15 protein-coding genes are annotated in these 15693 nt (G+C 70.6%); 10 read left to right on the top strand and 5 right to left on the bottom strand.

The features are described from left to right. Positions 1–36 precede the first annotated feature (36 nt). Genes ACMTAK_RS35610 through ACMTAK_RS35600 form a run of 3 tightly spaced genes read right to left on the bottom strand, consistent with a single transcriptional unit; the run spans position 37 to position 3181 of the window. Complete coding sequence (locus ACMTAK_RS35610; RefSeq protein ID WP_413809979.1) at positions 37–867, bottom strand: sugar ABC transporter permease; 831 nt, start codon at positions 865–867, stop codon at positions 37–39. A 2-nt stretch (positions 868–869) separates the two neighbouring features. Beyond that, positions 870–1892 (bottom strand): carbohydrate ABC transporter permease, encoded by a 1023-nt coding sequence (locus ACMTAK_RS35605; protein WP_413809978.1) that lies wholly within the window; start codon positions 1890–1892, stop codon positions 870–872. 11 nt (positions 1893–1903) lie between these two features. Beyond that, positions 1904–3181 (bottom strand): extracellular solute-binding protein, encoded by a 1278-nt coding sequence (locus ACMTAK_RS35600; RefSeq protein WP_413809977.1) that lies wholly within the window; start codon positions 3179–3181, stop codon positions 1904–1906. A 263-nt stretch (positions 3182–3444) separates the two neighbouring features. Between ACMTAK_RS35600 and ACMTAK_RS35595 the strand changes: the two genes are divergently transcribed. From ACMTAK_RS35595 to ACMTAK_RS35570, 6 genes are all read left to right on the top strand, one after another. Beyond that, positions 3445–5115, top strand: a complete 1671-nt coding sequence (locus ACMTAK_RS35595) for a glycoside hydrolase family 13 protein (protein WP_413809976.1) — start codon at positions 3445–3447, stop codon at positions 5113–5115. Between the two features lie 25 nt (positions 5116–5140). Further along, on the top strand, positions 5141–6193 hold the full coding sequence (locus ACMTAK_RS35590) for a LacI family DNA-binding transcriptional regulator (protein WP_413809975.1): 1053 nt from the start codon (positions 5141–5143) through the stop codon (positions 6191–6193). A gap of 104 nt (positions 6194–6297) precedes the next feature. Beyond that, positions 6298–7146, top strand: a complete 849-nt coding sequence (locus ACMTAK_RS35585; protein ID WP_413809974.1) for a phosphatase PAP2 family protein — start codon at positions 6298–6300, stop codon at positions 7144–7146. A gap of 142 nt (positions 7147–7288) precedes the next feature. Further along, complete coding sequence (locus tag ACMTAK_RS35580) at positions 7289–8197, top strand: HAD family hydrolase (RefSeq protein ID WP_413809973.1); 909 nt, start codon at positions 7289–7291, stop codon at positions 8195–8197. Between the two features lie 85 nt (positions 8198–8282). Next, positions 8283–9443: a threonine synthase gene (locus ACMTAK_RS35575; protein WP_413809972.1), complete on the top strand. Its 1161-nt coding sequence runs from the start codon at positions 8283–8285 to the stop codon at positions 9441–9443. After that, entirely contained in the window at positions 9440–10117 is a 678-nt protein-coding gene (locus ACMTAK_RS35570; protein ID WP_413809971.1) for a helix-turn-helix transcriptional regulator, read from the top strand. Before ACMTAK_RS35575 ends, ACMTAK_RS35570 begins: the two co-directional genes overlap by 4 nt. On the opposite strand, the gene ACMTAK_RS35565 is transcribed toward ACMTAK_RS35570, so the two are convergent. Both ACMTAK_RS35565 and ACMTAK_RS35560 read right to left on the bottom strand, forming a co-directional pair. Beyond that, positions 10081–10320, bottom strand: a complete 240-nt coding sequence (locus tag ACMTAK_RS35565; protein WP_413809970.1) for a hypothetical protein — start codon at positions 10318–10320, stop codon at positions 10081–10083. The two genes, ACMTAK_RS35570 and ACMTAK_RS35565, sit on opposite strands and share 37 nt — an antisense overlap. Next, a complete protein-coding gene (locus tag ACMTAK_RS35560; protein ID WP_413809969.1) occupies positions 10317–11165 on the bottom strand; it encodes a helix-turn-helix domain-containing protein in 849 nt (282 codons plus the stop codon). Before ACMTAK_RS35560 ends, ACMTAK_RS35565 begins: the two co-directional genes overlap by 4 nt. Before the next feature lie 372 nt (positions 11166–11537). On the opposite strand from ACMTAK_RS35560, the gene ACMTAK_RS35555 reads away from it, so the two are divergent. From ACMTAK_RS35555 to ACMTAK_RS35540, 4 genes are all read left to right on the top strand, one after another. After that, positions 11538–11984, top strand: a complete 447-nt coding sequence (locus ACMTAK_RS35555; RefSeq protein ID WP_413809968.1) for an SRPBCC family protein — start codon at positions 11538–11540, stop codon at positions 11982–11984. Between the two features lie 116 nt (positions 11985–12100). Next, on the top strand, positions 12101–12805 hold the full coding sequence (locus ACMTAK_RS35550) for an MBL fold metallo-hydrolase (protein ID WP_413809967.1): 705 nt from the start codon (positions 12101–12103) through the stop codon (positions 12803–12805). 582 nt (positions 12806–13387) lie between these two features. Continuing rightward, positions 13388–14491, top strand: coding sequence for a hypothetical protein (locus tag ACMTAK_RS35545; protein WP_413809966.1), 1104 nt, complete (start codon positions 13388–13390; stop codon positions 14489–14491). Continuing rightward, positions 14488–15675, top strand: a complete 1188-nt coding sequence (locus ACMTAK_RS35540) for a hypothetical protein (RefSeq protein WP_413809965.1) — start codon at positions 14488–14490, stop codon at positions 15673–15675. The genes ACMTAK_RS35545 and ACMTAK_RS35540 overlap by 4 nt, the downstream gene beginning before the upstream one ends. Positions 15676–15693: the final 18 nt, after the last annotated feature.

The raw sequence follows: 15693 nt of genomic DNA, 5'->3' as shown, positions 1-15693 counted from the left end.
CGCCCGCCGCCAACGGGCCCGCCGCCAACGGACTCGTCACGACTTGGTCGCCCCGGCCGTGAGCCCCGCCACGAGATGGCGCTGGGCCCAGGAGAACACCAGCGCCGCCGGGATGGCGATCATGACGGCGGCGGCCGTCATGGAGCCCCAGTCGGAGGTGTACTGGTTGACGAAGGTCTGGAGCCCCGCCGCGAGCGTGAGGTGGTCCTCCCCCGTCATGAAGGCGGAGGCGTAGGCCACCTCGGCCCAGGCGGTGATGAAGGTGTAGAACGCGGTCACCGCGAGCCCCGGCTTGGCCAGCGGGACGACCAGCCGCCAGAAGGTCCCGAAGGGGTTGAGCCCGTCGACCCGGCCCGATTCGTCGATCTCCACCGGGATGGTGTCGAAGAAGCCCTTCATCATCCAGGCGCAGAACGGCACGGCCACGGTGAGGTAGGTGACGATGAGCGAGATCGGCTGGTTGAGCCAGCCCAGCGTCGACATGATGTTGTACAGCGGCACGATGAGGATGGCCACCGGGAACATCTGGGTGATCAGCAGCAGCCACATCAGCGGGCGCATCCCGGGGAACCGGAAGCGGCTGACGGCGTAGCCGGTGGTGGCCGCGACGAAGACGCCCAGGAGCGTGGTGATGACCACGATGAACAGCGAGTTGCCGAACCAGGTCAGGAACTCGGTGTCGCCCAGGACGTGTTGGTAGTTCCGCAGCGTCGGGTCCTTGACCACATCGGTACTGAACGCCTCGCTCTTGGGCTTGAACGAGGTCACCACCAGCCACAGCGGCGGGAAGACCGCGACCGCGGAGGCGATGACGAGCGTGGTGTGCAGCCCGACGGAGGCGAGCGGGCCGCGTCGTTGGTCGCGCATGGCTACCAGACCTCTCCCTGCTTGCGGAGCGAACGGCGGTAGATCACCGCGAAGAGCATGAGGATGAGCAGGATCAGCACGCCCCAGGCCGAGGCGCCGGCGAAGTCGCGCGGGCTGTTGACGAAGGAGAGCCGGTAGGCGTACGTCACCAGGATCTCGGTGGAGTCGCCGGGTCCGCCGCGGGTCAGCAGGAAGATCACCGGGAACATGTTGAACGTCCAGATGGTCGACAGCAGGATCACGGTGGAGCTGACCGAGCGCAGTCCGGGCAGGGTGATGTGGCGGAACCGCTGCCAGGGACTCGCCCCGTCCATCTCGGCGGCCTCGTACAGCTCACCGGGGATGGACTGGAGCCCGCCGAGCAGCGCGACCAGCATGAACGGCACCCCGAGCCAGATGTTCACGGCAATCACCGAGACCTTGGCCATGGTGGGGTCGTTCAGCCAGGGCACCGCGTCGATCCCGCCGCCGTGCAGCACCTTGTTGAGGATGCCGTTCTTCTCGTTGTAGAGCAGCCGCCAGGCGAAGACGGAGACGAAGGCGGGGACGGCCCACGGCAGGATCAGCAGCGACCGGTAGAGGGTGCGCCCGGCGAACCGCCGGTTGAGCAGCACGGCCAGGCCCAGGCCGATCGCGAAGGTGAGCGCCACACAGCTGACGGTCCAGGTGACGGTCCAGCTCAGCCGGTCCCAGAAGACCTGGTCATCGAGGATCGCCTGGAAGTTGTCGAGGCCGACCGTCTGGTAGGTGGCGGGGATGTGGTTCATCCCGATGGTGCGCTCGACGTTGGCCTCGTTGGCGTCCGTGAGCGACAGATAGACGCCGCGGATCAGCGGATAGCCGATGATCAGCCCGATGACGAGCACGACGGGCGCGACCATGGCCCAGGCGTACCAGTGGCGGGCGAGCACGTCGCGGATCCGGCGCGGCGGTGGGGTGCCGGCCTTGCGAACCCGGCCGCCCCGGCCGCGGGCGCCCTTCGCGCCCGCGGCCGGGTCCAGCGGCCGGCTGGTGTCGACAGCCATCGTCGCCGGCCCTACTTCCAGTCGCCCTTGAGGAGCTTGCGGTACGCGTCACCGACCGCGTTGGCGGCCTTCTCCGGTGAGGTCTTGCCGGTGAGGACGCCCGGGAACTGCACCAGGATCGCCTGGAAGAGGCTGTTGCCCTCGGGAATCCAGGGGCGCTCGACGGCCTTGTCGACCGCGGCCTTGAAGAACTTCACATTGGGGTTCGCCGCGACCGTCTTGTTGGAGTAGACGGAGGTGCGGGTGGGCAGCAGGGAGAGCTTCTCGGTGGTCTTGGCCTGCACCTCGGCCGAGCTCATGTACCGCGCGAAGGCGTAGGAGGCGTCCAGGTTCTTCGACCCCGCGTAGACGGTGAGGTTCTGGCCGCCCTGCGGGGCGCCCTGGCCCTTGCTGCCGGCCGGGACCGGGACCACCCCGAGGTTGGACTTGTCCTTGAACGCCTTGCCCGCCAGGGTGTCCTCGATCGCCCACGGCCCGTTGATCGTCATCGCGACGTCGCCGTTCTTGATGGCGTTCTGCATGTTGTCCCAGCCGTCGGTGGCGTCGGTCTCCGCCGCCTTGGAGGTGACCAGGTCGCGGGCGGCCGCGAACGCCTTGATGCCGGGCTCGTCGTCGACGGTGACCTTCTTGGCGCCGGTGTCGAGGAGGTCGCCGCCCTCGCCGTAGATGAAGGGCAGATACCAGTAGGCGTCGTCGCCCCGCAGATAGAGGCCGGTCTTGCCGGTCTTCTGCTTGATCTTCTTGGCGGCGGCCTTGAGCTCGGTCCAGTCCTTGGGCGGCTGGACCCCGGCGTCCTTCAGCAACTTCTTGTTGTAGAAGAGGCCGAGGGTGTCGATGACCTGCGGTACGGCGTAGGTCTTGCCCTTGAACTCGGCGCCCGCGAGCGCCTTGGGCAGATAGTCGGACTGGTCGGCGAGGGCGGGGGTGCCGTCCAGCGGGGCGAGATAGCCGATGTTGGCCAGGTCCTGGGTCCAGGCCACCTCGGTGCGCAGCACATCGGGCGCGCCGGAGCCGCCGGAGCCCGCGGCGTTCTTGAACTTGGCCAGCGCGTCGCCGAAGGGCACATTGACGTAGTTGACCTTGACGTCGGGGTGCTTCTTCTCGAAGCCCAGGGCGAGCTCCTTGTACGTGCCCTTCTCCGCGTCGTTCGACGTGTCCCAGTACGTCACGGTGCCGGAGAGATGGCCGCCGGACTTCTTGTCGCCGCTGTCGCCGTCGTCACCGCCGCATGCCGTCGCCGCGAGCGCCATGGCCGCGACGAGTGCGGTGGCCGCTATGCCACGTCGCATCTGAACTCCTCCAAAGCCGGCCGCTCCCTCGCGGCCCCAAGTTGCGGAGGAACGTAACAGGGCCGCAGGCCAGTCGAAAGACCTTGCGGCAAATTTCTGCAAGGCGCCCGGCATCGTTACGTCCACGTGTCCCCGTGGTAGCCGCTCCGCTCCCGTTACGGCGCTTGACATACGCTCACAGCACGACCGGAGCGCCCCCGAAGGGCACCCGCGCGCCCTGCAAGCTCTTCCGCAAGCCATTGCAGAGCTGTTACGTTCGCGCCATGACCCAGGAGCTCACGACCTCCCTTGCCACCGAGCCGGCGCGCCCGTCCGAAGGCCACGGTTGGTGGCGCGACGCCGTCATCTACCAGGTGTACGTACGCTCCTTCGCCGACAGCGACGGCGACGGGATCGGCGATCTGCGCGGGGCGCGGGAGCGGCTGCCGCACCTCGCCGGGCTGGGTGTGGACGCCGTCTGGCTGACCCCCTTCTACGCCTCCCCGCAGGCCGACGGCGGCTACGACGTTGCGGACTACCGCGCCGTGGACCCGCTCTTCGGCTCCCTCGGCGACGCCGACGACCTGGTGCGCACCGCCCATGAGCTGGGGCTGAAGGTGATCGTGGATGTCGTCCCGAACCACAGCTCGGACCAGCACCCGTGGTTCCGCGAGGCGCTGGCCGGGCGGCCCGGCGGCGCGGCCCGCGCCCGCTACCACTTCCGCCCCGGCCGCGGCGCCCACGGCGAACTGCCCCCGAACGACTGGGAGTCGGTCTTCGGCGGCCCCGCCTGGACCCGTACCACCGCTCCGGACGGCACCCCCGGCGAGTGGTATCTGCACCTGTTCGCCCCCCAGCAGCCCGATCTCAACTGGGACTCCCCCGAGGTCCGCGCGGAGTTCGACTCGGTGCTGCGCTTCTGGCTGGATCTGGGCGTGGACGGCTTCCGTATCGATGTCGCGCACGGCATGGTCAAGGCCGCCGGGCTGCCCGACATCGGCCGCACCGAACAGGCCAAGTTGATCGGCTCCCAGGTGCTGCCGTTCTTCGACCAGGACGGGGTGCACGAGATCCACCGCTCCTGGCGGCGGCTGCTGGACTCCTACCCCGGTGACCGGATCGGCGTCGCCGAGGCATGGGCGCCCACCGCCGAGCGGCTGGCCCTCTACGTACGCCCCGACGAGCTGCACCAGGCGTTCAACTTCCAGTTCCTGAAGTGCCCGTGGGACGCGGCCGCGATGCGCGAGGTGATCGACGAGTCGCTGGCCGCCACCGGCTCCGTCGGCGCCCCCACCACCTGGGTGCTCTCCAACCACGACGTGGTCCGGCACACCACCCGCTACGCCGACGGAGCCGGTGGCGACCCGGAGCGGGGGCTCGCCCGCGCCCGTGCCGCGGCCCTGCTCATCCTGGCGCTGCCCGGCTCGGCCTATCTCTACCAGGGCGAGGAGCTGGGCCTTCCGGAGGTGACCGAGCTGCCGGACGAGCTGCGCCAGGACCCGGCCTTCTTCCGCACCTCCGCCGACGGGCAGGAGGGCCAGGACGGTCAGGACGGCTTCCGCGACGGCTGCCGGGTGCCCCTGCCCTGGACCCGCTCCGGCGACTCCTACGGCTTCGGCCCCGGCGGCAGCTGGCTCCCCCAGCCGGAGGACTGGGCCGAGCTGTCCGTCGAGGCGCAGACCGGCGACCCCGGCTCCACGCTGGAGCTGTACCGCGACGCGCTCGCGCTGCGCCGTGAGCTGCCGGGCCTCGGGGATGGCCCGATGAGCTGGCTGGACGCCCCCGCGGGGGTGCTCGCGCTGTCCCGGCCCGGCCTGGTGTGCACGCTCAACACGCTCGGGGAGGAGGTCGAACTGCCGGTTCCGGGGCGTGCGCTGCTCTCGTCGGCGCCGCTGGCGTACAAGGCCGGAACCGTGCGCATTCCGCCTGATTCGTGCGCGTGGTGGGCAATCTGACACGCGACCGGTACAGTCCCACTCCATGACCGCACGGCTTGCTGACATCGCAGCCCAGGCGGGGGTCAGCGAAGCCACCGTCAGCCGCGTCCTCAATGGCAGGCCGGGGGTGGCGGCGGCCACCCGCGAGTCCGTCCTCGCCGCTCTGGACGTCCTCGGCTATGAGCGGCCGGTGCGGCTGCGGCAGCGCAGCGCCGGACTGGTGGGACTGATCACGCCCGAGCTGGAGAACCCGATCTTCCCCGCGCTCGCCCAGGTCATCGGGCAGGCGCTCACCCGGCAGGGCTACACCCCGGTGCTGGCCACCCAGACCCCCGGCGGCTCGACGGAGGACGAGCTGACCGAGATGCTGGTGGACCGGGGCGTGGCCGGGATCATCTTCGTCTCCGGGCTGCACGCGGACACCTCGGCCGATATGCAGCGCTATGACCAGCTGCGCGGCCAGGGCGTGCCGTTCGTGCTGGTGGACGGCTTCTCGCCGAAGGTGCGGGCGCCGTTCATCTCCCCCGACGACCGGGCGGCGATGGGGCTGGCGGTCACTCATCTGGTCTCGCTCGGGCACACCCGGATCGGTCTCGCGCTCGGGCCGAAGCGATTCGTACCCGTACTGCGCAAGATCGAAGGCTTTCAGCAGGCGATGCGGGACCGGCTGGGGCTCTCCCCGGCCGAGTCCGAGGAGCTGATCCAGCATTCGCTGTACACCCTGGAAGGCGGTCAGGCGGCGGCGACCGCGCTGATCGAGCGGGGCTGTACGGCTGTGGTGTGCGCGAGCGACATGATGGCGCTGGGCGCCATCCGGGCGGCCCGGCAGCAGGGTCTTGCGGTCCCTCAGGACGTCTCGGTGGTCGGCTTCGACGACTCCCCGCTGATCGCCTTCACCGATCCGCCGCTGACCACGATCCGTAAACCGGTGCAGTCGATGGGACAGGCGGCGGTGCGGGCGCTGCTGGAGGAGATCGGCGGCACCCCGGCCCCGCCCAGCGAGTTCGTCTTCCTGCCCGAACTGGTGGTGCGCGGCTCCACGGCGTCGGCCCACGGCGTGGAGGCACGGAACCGGGCGGCCGGGGGCGACGTATAGGGGCATACGCCCCTTGGAGGACCCCCCGGACCAGGACATAAGCAACGAAGACCCGATGCCGCGGATGATCTGCGGGTGGACGTCGTCTGGCAGACTGTTGCCCTATGGGTGGAGCGACGATCAGGACCACGGCAGGCCGTACAGCCACCCCGGCACCCATCGCGGACACCGACGCGGAGCGGGCACCGGGCCTCACCCTGATGGACCGGTTGCGTACCCCCAGAAGGCCCCGGCTCTGGTTCGAGATCGTCCTCATCGCCGTCAGTTACTGGACTTATTCGCTGATCCGCAACGCCGTCCCGGAGCAGCGGCCGGAGGCGTTGCGCAACGCGAGCTGGATCTGGGAGTGGGAGCACCGGTTCGGAATGGCCTTCGAGCGGGGCGTCAACCATGCGATCGACTCGGTCAGCTGGCTGATCGTGGGCATGAACTACTACTACGCCACGCTCCACTTCATCGTCACGCTCGGCGTGCTGGTGTGGCTCTACCACTGGCATCCGGGCCGTTACGCCGCCACCCGGCTGGCGCTCTTCGCGACCACGGGTGTGGCCCTGCTCGGCTACTACTTCTTTCCGCTGGCCCCGCCCCGGCTGATGAGCGGCGGCCACTTCATCGACACCGTGGTGGTGCACAACACCTGGGGCTCGATGGCCTCGGGAAACCTCGCCGCTATGTCGAACCAGTACGCGGCGATGCCCTCGATGCACATCGGCTGGTCGCTGTGGTGCGGTCTGACCATCGCGACGCTGGCGCGCCCGGTGTGGGTGAAGGCGCTGGGGCTGCTCTACCCCTCGGCAACGCTGCTGGTGATCGTCGCCACCGCCAACCACTTCTGGATGGACGCGGTCGGCGGGGTCATCTGTCTCTCCTTCGGCTTCGCGCTGTCGTGCGCGTGGTACGGCTCGCTGCCGTACCGGCTGCCGAGGCAGGTGGCCGTGATCTGCACGGCTTGATCGTCCCCCACGGAGCCGCCATTCTCTGTTCCGCAAGGTCGACATGAGTTCACATGTCGACATGGTTCAGGGGCTCCATGTGTCGCGCTGATTCGACGCGGAATGAGCACGATGAGCGTGACGAAAGGGACCACCGGCCACCGTGCACACCGCCGACGCCGCGGCCGCTGCCGCTTCTTCCGTATCCACTTCCCAATCCGCCCCCGAGTCCCCGGGCGCGCTGCTCCCCCGGCCCCGTACCGCCGGGCGGCCCCGCTTCCCGCTGGTGGCCACCGACCTCGACGGCACCCTGCTGCGCGGGGATCTGACGGTCTCGCCGCGCAACCGTGAGGCGCTGGCCCTGGTCGGGGCCGCCGGGGCGCGGCATCTGGTGGTCACCGGGCGCCCGGCCGCGTCCTGCCGGGAGTTCCTGGTGGCGGTCGGCTACCGGGGGCTCGCGGTGTGCGGACAGGGCGCGCAGCTGTACGACGCCTCCGCGGACCGGCTGCTGGTCTCCGCGTCGCTGGACCGGGAGCTGGCCCGGTCGGTGGTGGAGCGCACCGAGGAGGCGCTGGGCGCGGGGCCGCTGGAGCTCGCCGTGGTGACCGCGGCGCCCGAGAACCGCTTCGTCGTCACCTCCCGCTTCACCGAGCGGATGCGTCCGGAGTGGGGGCTGGCCGAGCGGGAGGAGCTGTGGGCGGCGCCGATCGAGAAGGTGCTGATACGCCACCGGACGGTGGCGGACGGGCTGGTCGCGGCGGCCGCGGAGCGGGTGGGCGCGGGCGAGGTGGCGGTGACCCACTCCGAGAAGGGCATGATCGAGGTGCTCCCGGCCGGGACGGACAAGTCGGTGGGGCTCCAACTGGCCGCCGACCGCATGGGGTTCACCCCCGCCGAGACGATCGCGTTCGGCGACATGCCCAATGACATCCCGCTGCTGGGCTGGGCCGGATATGGGGTCGCGATGGGCAACGCCCACCCGGAACTGAAGGCGATGGCCGACGAGGTGGCGCCGGCGAACGAGGACGACGGGGTCGCGGTAGTGCTGGAACGGCTGTTCGCCCACCCTTGAGCGGCCCTCGCACCGCACTCGCCGTGGGCTCGAGCAGCCCGTCACGCCCTTGACTGGATATACACAACTAAACAAAATATCCAAGGTGCGAGCTGAACCAGGATCCGAACCCCGCTACGTCGACGAGCGCTCCGGCGCCACTTACCCGATCGACGACCCCCGCTGGTGCGGCGATGACGGGGCTCCCCTCACCGTCTCCGCACTGCCCGGCATCACCCGCGAGCAGGTGGACACCGGGGCCCGGTCACTATGGCGCTACCGAGCGGCCCTCCCGGTACGCATCGACGCCCCGGTGTCACTGGGAGAAGGGTGCACCCCGCTGGTCGAAAAGAGCTGGGGGGAGGATCGGATTCTCTTCAAGCTGGAGTGGTTCAGCCCCACCGGCAGCTTCAAGGACCGCGGCACCAGCGTGATGATCTCGCTCCTCGCCCAGCGCGGCGTACGCGAGGTCATCGAGGACAGCTCCGGCAACGGCGGGGCCTCCGTCTCCGCGTACTGCGCCGCCGCCGGCATCCGGGCCCGGATCATCGCCCCCGCCACCACCTCCCCCGCGAAGGTCCTCCAGAGCCGGGCCTACGGCGCCGAGGTCCAGCTGGTGCCGGGCGGCCGCGACGCCACCGCGGCGGAGGCGCTGCGCCAGTCGGCCCATACGTACTACGCCAGCCACAACTGGCACCCCTTCTTCCTCCAGGGCACCAAGACCCTGGCGTACGAGCTGTGGGAGGACCTGGGCTTCACCGCACCGGACGCCGTGGTGACCGTGGCGGGCGCGGGCAGCACCGTGCTCGGCTGCGACCTCGGCTTCTCCGAACTGCTCGCCGCGGGCCAGATCGCCCACCGCCCCCGGCTGCTGGTGGCCCAGCCCGCCCACTGCGCCCCGCTGCACGCCGCGTTCCGCGCGGGCACCGAGACCCCCGTGCCGTCTCTCCACGCCCCGACCATCGCCGAGGGCACGGCCATCCGCGAACCCGTCCGCTTCCCCGAGGTGCTGCGCGCCATCCGCCGCTCGGACGGCGACATGGCGGCCATCCCGGAGGACGCGATCGCCGCGGCGGTCCGCCGGCTGGCCGCGACGGGGCTCTACGCGGAGCCGACCAGCGCGACGGCGGCCGCCGCGATCGAGGTCTTCCGCGCCCGGGGCGCGATCCGCCCCGGTGAGACCACGGTGGTGCTGCTGACCGGCTCGGGGCTGAAGGCGACGCCGACGATGACGGAGCTCTTCGCGCCGGAGGGCGATGAGCGATGACCGAGGAGAGGCGTCAGGAGGCGACGGGAACGCCCGAGGACGAGTTGCTGCTCCGCGAGACCGAGAAGATCGTGGTCGCCCTCGGCCGGATGTTCCCCGGGCTGTGCGAGGTGGTCCTCCACGATCTGCGCAACGCCGACCAGTCCATCCGCGCCATCGAGAGCAATCTCTCCGGCCGCGAGGTGGGCCAGTCCGCCACCGAGCTGGGCCTGGCCCGGATGCGGGACCCCGGCTTCCCCGACATCGTCCAGAACTACGCCAACCGCTTCCCGGACGGCCGCCCGGCGAAGAGCACCTCGATCGGCATCAAGAACAGCGCGGGCCAGTACGTCGCCGCCATCTGCCTGAACCTGGACGTCTCCCTCTTCGCGAGCGTCGCCCGCAGCCTCAACAACCTCGTCCGGACCGATGAGCAGGAACAGCCGCTCACCGAAACCCTCCGCGCCCGCACCGCCGCGGAACTGCGCACCGTCATCGAGGAATTCGCCGCCGCCCGCGGCCAGACCCCGCGCAGCCTGGGCACCCCCGCCAAGAAGGAACTCGTCCGCACCCTCAAGACCAGCGGCTACCTCCAGGTGAAGCACTCGGTCCAGGTGGTCACCGAACTCCTGGGGGTCTCCCGCGCCACGGTCTACAACTACCTGCGTTCGCCTGACGCCGGAGACCGCCCCTGATGACCCCACCGATCCGCCGCCGGCCAGGCGAGTGCGACCTGGGAGGGGGTGGCGCCGTGTGCGGAGGAGATGCGGTCGACCGGGCCGCCCGGCCTGGCAAGCTCGCCGGCGCCCACCGGAGCCCAGGGGACGAAGCCGAGCCGGGCGACCTTCTTGCCGGCGATCTCGAAACGGCCGGCGGCGTGGGCGACGGGGTCGGTCATGAATGTACGTTTCCTTTCTCTGGAGCGGTGCTCTGCTCGGCCAGCCGGCGGAGCAGGATCAGGCCGTCGCTGCTGGCACTGCCGGGCTCGGCGCTGTAGACGGACAGGTGCTGTCCAGGAGCACTGGTGACGGCCAGGGCCTCGAAGTGCAGACGCAGTTCACCCACCCGCGGGTGGCAAAAGTGTTTGTCCTCCTGCGTGCGCGGACGGATCTCGTAGCGTGCCCACAAAGTCGCGAACGCGGGGCTGTGGACGCTGAGTTCGCCGACGACGCGCTCGATGCGCTCGTCATCCGGGAACTGCGCCGACGACGCGCGCAGATTGTTCACCGCAACGGCCGCCGCGTTCTCCCAGTCTCCGTAGAACTCCTGGGCGAAGGGATCCAGGAAGATCATCCGCAGTAGGTTGTCGTAGCGGGTGAAACCCCGGTACAGCTCTTGCGCCATCGCGTTGGAGGCAAGCACGTCCTGGGCCGAGCCGACCACGAACGCGGGCAGCTGCCGCAGGCTGTCCATCAGCCTCAGCAGGTCAGGACCGACCGTCGTGGTCGCTCGCACAGACGGCCAGGGAGCGCTCAGGCCGAGCCGGAAGAGATGGGTCGTGGCGGCTTCGTCGAGCCGCAGTGCCCGGGCGATCGCCTGGAGCACCTGCTTGGACGGATGCCGCTCCCGGCCCTGTTCCAGCCTGATGTAGTAGTCCGTGCTCACCCCGGCGAGCAGCGCCACCTCGTCCCGACGCAGGCCGGACACCCGCCGAGACGCGTCGTCGGGGAATCCGACATCCCGTGGCATGGTCGTGTCGCGGCGAGCACGCAGATAGTCACCGAGTCCGTTGTCTCCGTCCATGCGAACCAGACTAGGCAGGAGAACGGGCGGGTGGATGGGTGCGATGGACCCACGCGGCCCGGCCGTCGCTCCTCACTCGGCGTTACCGCCAGACCAGCCGTCGATGGGGCGAACAACCCCTCCGACCAGCCCCGAGGACGGTTCCCGTAGCAGCCTCATCACGGTGTGTCATACCGGGTGGCCGCAGCGCACCCTCCCACGTCAGCGATCGCGCCCCTAGCGTCGCTGGCATGACGAGCGGCACCGACCCCACGGAAGTACCCGTGGCCGGATTCACCGAGCCAGTGCCCAGGACACGCACAGGCAGGGCGGAGACCTCAGCAAGGTCCACTCGAACCGAAGGCCGTTCCCATCCGATACAGGAGAACACCAATGCCCGAAGCGTATGCCAGCGCCGTCATCCCGGCCGATGCCACAACCGTGTGGCACACCCTGCGCGACTTCGGCGGTCTGGCGAACTGGCAACCCGCTGTGGCGCGCAGCACTCTGCTCGACGGAGACGCACCTGACCGCGTCGGCACCGTCCGTACCCTTCTCATGGCCGACGGGAAATCCGTTGTGGAAACGCTCGTGGCACTTGACGATCACAGTAGATCGCTCACGTACGACATCATCAGCTCGCCGTACCCGGTGGTTTTCTACCGAGCCACCATGCAGGTCCTGCCGCTCACCGCGACCGGCGAGGCCTTCGTCGGCTGGTCGGTGGTGTTCGACTGCGCCCCGTCCGATGCCGGCGAACTGACAAAGTCCTTCCGGGACGACATCTTCGCCACGGGCCTACGCGCGCTGGCCGAGCACTGCACCGCACAACCTGCCTGAACCGCCTACCAGGACCGACGAACGCTCAGCGCCCGACCTGACACGGATGTTCCTCGGACCTCTGCTCCCGGCAGAGCCCCGAGCGGGCACGCTACGCGCCGCGCGACCATGGCGAGATGGCCAACGACACAGCGGTACGCCGCCTCGACCTCGGCTACTTCGTCCGCCCCGCCTCGGAAACCGGCGGACCGCGGCCACGGGTCGAGCCGGTGCTCGCCTATCTGGTGCGGCACGAGCGGGGGCTGATCCTCTTCGACACCGGCATCGGCGCCGCCGACCCCGAGACCGAGGCGCACTACCGCCCTCGCCGTCGCGCCCTTCCGGAGGCGCTGTCGGCGGCCGGGGCAGCCCTCGCGGACGTCTCCCTCGTCGTGAACTGCCACCTCCACTTCGACCACTGCGGCGGCAACCCCCTGTTGGGCGGTACGCCGATCCTGGTCCAGGACGTGGAGCTGGCCACCGCTCGCGGGGGCGACTACACGTTCGACGAGCTACTGGACTTCCCCGGCGCCGGCTACGAAGAACTCACCGGGGAGGCCGAGATCTGGCCGGGCGTCCACATCATCCCCACCCCCGGCCACACCGACGGCCACCAGTCCCTGGCCGTCCGCCAGTCCGACGGCACGGTGATCCTCGCCGGTCAGGCTCATGACTTCGCCTCCGAGTTCACCTCGGACCACCTGGCCCGCACGGCCGCCCTCGACGGCATGGCGCCTCCCCTCCCCCCGTACCGCCCCTGGCTGGACCGCCTCATCGGCTTCGATCCCCGCCGTGTGCTTTTCGCCCACGACTGCGCGGTCTGGGAGCCGTCGGGCGGCTGACGGTCTCGTCTCGCGCCTTCGGCGCCTTTGAGCATGGGGGACGGGGGTGGGGGGCGCATGCGGCGTCGCCGGGCGGCGGCCCGTCAGCGGCGGAGCCGGTGGCGGCTCCCGTGCTCAGGGGCTTGTGCCGATGCCGGACCGCCGGGGGGTGGGGGTACCTCCTGGAGAACGTTTGACAAATGAGTTGCTTCACATCAAGCGTTTTTTGAAAGGGGGTACCCAGAGGCCGTCAGTCCGGCCGGGCCCCAGCCCAGGACCGCAGTAGCCGCCACGGGGCCCACCACCACCGGCCCGTCGGCCGGCGGCGAGGCCCGCGCCCCCATCCCCGCCCCCATGCTCAATGGCGCCGAAGGCGCGAGACGAAACCCGCACCGCGCCACCGGCCCCAGCACCGGAACGCGCCGACCGGACCGGGCACGCGGTCGCTCGGGTGGACGGCGAGGGGCGCGTCACCATCAGCGTGCGGCTCGACCACCCGCCCGCCGCGAGCAGCCGCTGACGCCCACGGAATGGCCATGACCTCTTCACGTCGTGCGCGGAGCCGCTGAGTAGGATCGGCGGCCACACGGGGGAAGGTCATTGATGAAACAGTTGATGGGCGGCGCACGCCGCCGGGCCGTGTCGGTCGGTGGCGCCGTCGCGGTGCTGGTGGCGGCCGGGGTCGGGACCTGGGCCACGGACACCTGGCCGTTCGACGGGAAAGACACCTACTGCTGGGGTGCGTGGAAAGAGGACAGCGGGCCGGACTTCCTGAGCGGCGACGCGCTGGACGAGGACAACGCCAGCCGTACGTCCAAGGAGACCGTGCCGACACCACGGCGCCAGCGCGGTCGGTGCACCGTGGCGCTCCGCTCCGAGCGCGCGGACAGCGACGGCGGCAAGGTCGTGGAGGAGACCGAGATCACGGTCACCTACGGGCCCGCGCCCGAGGGCGCCGCGGAGCGCATGGAGTGGATCGGCGGCTACCTCGGCGACCGGGCGATGCCACTGCCCGACGGGCTGCCGGGCGCCACCGACGGCCGGCAGGCGCTGCTGGTGCTGCCCAAGGGATGCGACACCGAGGACGGGCGGCCGACCGCGGTGACGCTCGACTCGATGGCGCGGTCGGAATACAGCGACTCCACCCTGCCGGGCGACGCGGGGCTCGGCGGCTCCCAGTCGGTGGCCCGGCTGCTCGTCGCGGCGGCCAACGGCGCGATGGAGAAGGCGGGTTGCGCCCCGGCGAAGCCGCTCGAGGCCGTCTCGCCGATGGCCACACTGCCCGAGGACGATGAGGACTTCTTCACCCGGGCCTGCCGGATCAGGGGCCTGGAGTTCGACAAGGAGGCGGCCCGCGACCTGGAGTACCAGGTCGGCGCGGTCACCCGGGATCTCCAGTCCTGTTCGGTGCGGACGCAAGCCGGTGAGGGCCGGTACTTCGACGCCCTGATGGTGGCCCAGCCGCGGCTCTCCGCGCTGTTCGACGGGGCCACGGGCAGCAAGGCACCGGCGCGCGGTTGGCGCGGTACGGGGGTTTTCGCCGACGACTACAAGGTCGTACGGGCCGACTGCGCGGGGCGCCCGCTCACCGTGCTGATGCTCGCCCCCTCCCTGCACGAGACGACTCCGTACCTCGCCGCCTTCGCCGACGCCGTGGCGCGACGCGTCGGTTGCGCGCCCATCGCACCCGGGGGTTCCAGCCGATGAACGATTCCGAGAACGAGAACAGCGGCGAAAGCAGCGACGACAGCACCCGCGTGCCGCTGCACGAGCGGCGCCGCCCCTGGTGGCACTGGCAGCGCGTGGCCCGCTCCCGGCCGCGGCTGGCCGTGATCATGGCCGTGGTCGGAGCCGTCGTGGGAGCGCTGCTCGGCGGCGCCGGGGTGGCCTGGCGGGCCGAGGCGGGTCCGTTCGCGGAGGACCGGGCCTGCTGGGGGGCGTTCAGCAGGGACGACGTCGCGGCGCTGTTCGACGGCAAACGGGACATCAAGACCTCCGAGGTGCCCATCACCACCGATCGCATCGGTTCCGAGGGCCCCTCGGGCGCATGCCGACTGACGTCGCCCCGCGGGCGGCGGATCACGGTCGAGACGCACCAGCTGGACACCGGGTTCGGCGACGCGGGCGACCGGTGGGCCGATGAGTTCCTGTCCGCGCGGCTCACCCCGCTGGGCGACGGGCTGCTGGGGATGGCCTCGGACACCCGGGCCTGGCTCGCGGTGCCCGACGGCTGCATCGGCCGGCCGAGCGGGCTGGACGTCAACAGCGGCCCCACCGTGATCGACATGGAGACCGGCTGGACCGTCTACGACGACGAGGTGGACACCGAGGCCCGCGACGCGCTCGCCCGCGCCGTGGTCAAGCTGGTCAACCACTACATGGCCGACCAAGGGTGCACGGGCGAGATCGCCGACCCGGTCCGCCGGATGTCCGGGCCGCCGCGGTTCGTGGACGAGAAGAAGGACGCGATGTGCGGCATCAAGGGGCTGCGGGTCCCGGCCGCGTTCGAACGTGAGGGGAGGGGCGGCGCCGTGGTGACCCGGGGCGACGGCCCGGTGCGCACCTGCGACCGCGATGTGCTCTTCGGCCACCCCGGGCTGCGGCTGATGACGATCGGGGACCCCCGGCTCGCGATGCTCTACGACCGGCTGTCCCATGACGGCGCCAAGGGCCGGGTAAAGGCCGGTGAGCAGGACGGATACGGTTTCGTCCGCGACGACATGGGGCTGTTCCAGGCCGAGTGCCAGACCGGCCAGGTCACCTTCCTGGTCCGGGCGGAGGACGGCAACCACCCCGGGGACATCCGTACGATCCTCCCCCGCTATGTGGCCGCGGAGGCCGACCGGATCGGCTGCGGCCCGCTGCGCGTCACCCTGCCCTCGGACGGCTGACCTGGCGGCAAAGCGGCG

Origin of the sequence: Streptomyces lacaronensis (genome assembly GCF_047337785.1) — a bacterium.
GTDB classification, from domain to species: Bacteria; Actinomycetota; Actinomycetes; order Streptomycetales; family Streptomycetaceae; genus Streptomyces; species Streptomyces lycopersici.
This window is presented reverse-complemented; position numbering and strand designations above follow the sequence as displayed.